The 2545-nt window shown below is 44.4% G+C and carries 3 protein-coding genes; all 3 read right to left on the bottom strand.

Translation table 11 applies throughout. The features are described from left to right. On the bottom strand, positions 1–1203 hold a 1203-nt coding region (locus ACFIJP_RS08755), incomplete at its 3' end, for an alanine-zipper protein (protein ID WP_375627009.1). A 22-nt stretch (positions 1204–1225) separates the two neighbouring features. After that, entirely contained in the window at positions 1226–1447 is a 222-nt protein-coding gene (locus ACFIJP_RS08750) for a hypothetical protein (RefSeq protein WP_375627008.1), read from the bottom strand. Positions 1448–1456: 9 nt separating this feature from the next. Continuing rightward, a partial coding sequence (locus ACFIJP_RS08745; RefSeq protein WP_375627006.1) for a phage tail protein occupies positions 1457–2545 on the bottom strand: 1089 nt, incomplete at its 5' end.

The following is a 2545-nucleotide window of genomic DNA, read 5'->3' as shown; positions in this document are numbered from 1 at the left end:
ATATATATAATAATCCTTTCCTGCTTCAAAATCTTCGTCAAAAGTCATCCTTCCACGCCCTGGAGTGCGGTAAAAGATGGACCTATCCCCATTCTCACCGCCACGATAAAAGCGAAAACACGCCCCTGCATTGATCACAAGACCTTTTCTATTGTGTGAATCGGCTTCCAAAATTCTGTCAGGTTGATTAAAACGCACATCCTCTAAAAAATTAGTGGAAAGAGAACCTACCTTACTTTGAAGTTCAGAAAGACTGTCACTGTTCCTCTGTGCCTTCTCTTGAACTTCTGTCAATGCACTCTTCGCTTCTTCCGCTAACACTTTTGCCTCAGAGGCGGCTGTATTCGCAGAATTTGTCGTTGCTGTCACCGTGTCTAATGAACTCTTGACCTCTCCAAGCCCTTGCTTCGTCGTATCAGCTTCTTCTTTTGCTTGCTCCGCAACACTCTTCGCTTCTTCTGCTGTCGACTTCGCAGTCTCGGCTACTTCCTTGGCTTCTTCTGATAAACTTTTTGCACTCAAAGCGGTTTGGCTTGCTTGATCACTCGTGGATTTTGCTTCATTGGCTATTGTTTCTAAGCCTTCTGCTTTAGATTTTGCATCGCTAGCCTCTCTTAGTGCTTGATCTACTTTCTCTGTTACACTCTCTGCTGCACTTTTCGCCGATTCCGCCAAACCCTTCGCTTCTGAAGCTGTTTGCGAGGCTTGTTCCACTCCTGTTTGCGCCGATTCGGCAACTATCTTAACAGTTGCAACAGATGCCTTGACTTCAGCACAAGCATTCTTGGATTGTTCTGAAAGAGCTTTTGCCTCTTCTGCCATTTGCTTGGCGGCATCTGATGCACTCTTGGATTCTTCTGCTAATCCCTTGGCTGTATCCGCTGTATCTTTTGCAAGATTAGCGGTTGTCGTAGCTGCTGTAACCGCTTCACCCGTTTTCGTCACCTCTGTAAGCGCTTGATCAGAAACCCTTTTCGATTCCTCTGCAACCTGTTGCGCACTATTTGCACGCGCCATGGATTTTTCAGACTCTTGCCTTGCATTAACAACCTGTTCTAATGGTGCAAAAGTTTCATACGAATACAAAGATGCCGTCCCTAAAATCTTAGGAACAACAACGCTATCTTGCGAAGTTCCTTCTCTGATTTCCTCTTGCGTTGCTATTGGTATCAGATACTCATGACTATGATCGGGTATTTTCATATGCTTTATTCCTCCATTAAACCTAAAATGAACACTCTTTCAAATCTTCAAACTCTTCTCTTAAAGCCTCTAAGCGCTTCTCTAAATCTTTCAGTGAACCATCAAGCTCCGTTTTCAAAGCGGCTTTCAGTAAATCAAAAACGCCATTAAGCGGCGCATGAACAAATCCTCCCCCCGAATACAAAACGACCCGTACTTGAGACGGGTCGCTAATCTCTGATATCGCAAACGGTTTTAATGACATTTCAACTCCTCATGTCTTGATCCCATAAATTACACTCACATTAACGGGGCGCGTTTCAACACCACCAAACCTCTCTGCCATGAGGTGATGTTCATGATGCTCTCTGTCATTCAGACCTTCTGTTATAGGCGTTGAATAATATAAAAAATTAGCAAAGGGGCTCCTGATAAACCAAGGTAAACGCGGAGGCTTATCTTTTTCTGTAAACCAAAAGGGAGTCTCTACCTGTGGACTTCCTGTTATTTGGTCAAATTCTTGATTACACCTTTCCAAGGCATCCCCACTCAAACCTACACACTCTTCGTCTATAGCTCTCTTTCGCCTTGTCACGGGCGCTTCAGAAGAAGAAACATCTCGTTTTTTTCGAGAAGAAAGACCTTCTGATGACGCCGGACCTATAAAATGTTCGTGCGCTTTTAAAGAACTTGGTTGTATACTTGCAAAAGAACGCCAAGGGTCTAAATTGCGTTCATTATCAAGTCCCCGTAAAAATAGCCCCCGAAAATCGGGAACATTAAACGTCGTGGCGCCATCTCCTTCTCCCCACGTCGTTCCTATGACACAAAATAAATCCCAATAGACAAGCCGCGGATAAGCCTTCCCATCACATGGCAACCAACCATCCGGCAAGCGCTCCATTGCAAACGGTCCTATCAGACCAGTGGGTAAGCGTTTTAAGGAAGAAACTTTGCCCCTTGTCGGGTTGAGAACTTGCCAACCGGTTATATCTTCATCATACACAAGCGTATAAAGACAGCCATCTTGTATCTCTCCTCCCGATAAGGCTAATAAACCGGTTTCTGTCGCCTTATAAACGGGCTTACCGGCTAAATTATTTAAAGCAATTGTTGTCGCCCCAACATTCTTGCCCTTCGCTTTAAAACAAACCGATATGCCATTCTTATACTCTAAAAATGCCGATTGGCTTAGAAGCCTTATCACGCTCGTCTTTTGGTTATTATCAACCGTCACAATCCCTTCAAGTACGCCGCCCGTATCCGATAAATATTCACGCACCCGCTGCATCATAAAACGAGCGCTATTATTAACCGTGTTAGGGTGCTGTCCCTCTGACCAATTAATCAAAGCATCAGCACC

Origin of the sequence: Bartonella sp. MU37NMGALS, assembly GCF_042194015.1 — a bacterium.
Taxonomy (GTDB): Bacteria; Pseudomonadota; Alphaproteobacteria; order Rhizobiales; family Rhizobiaceae; genus Bartonella; species Bartonella grahamii.
Note: the sequence above shows the minus strand (reverse complement) of the source record. Positions and strands in the feature narration are given on the sequence as shown.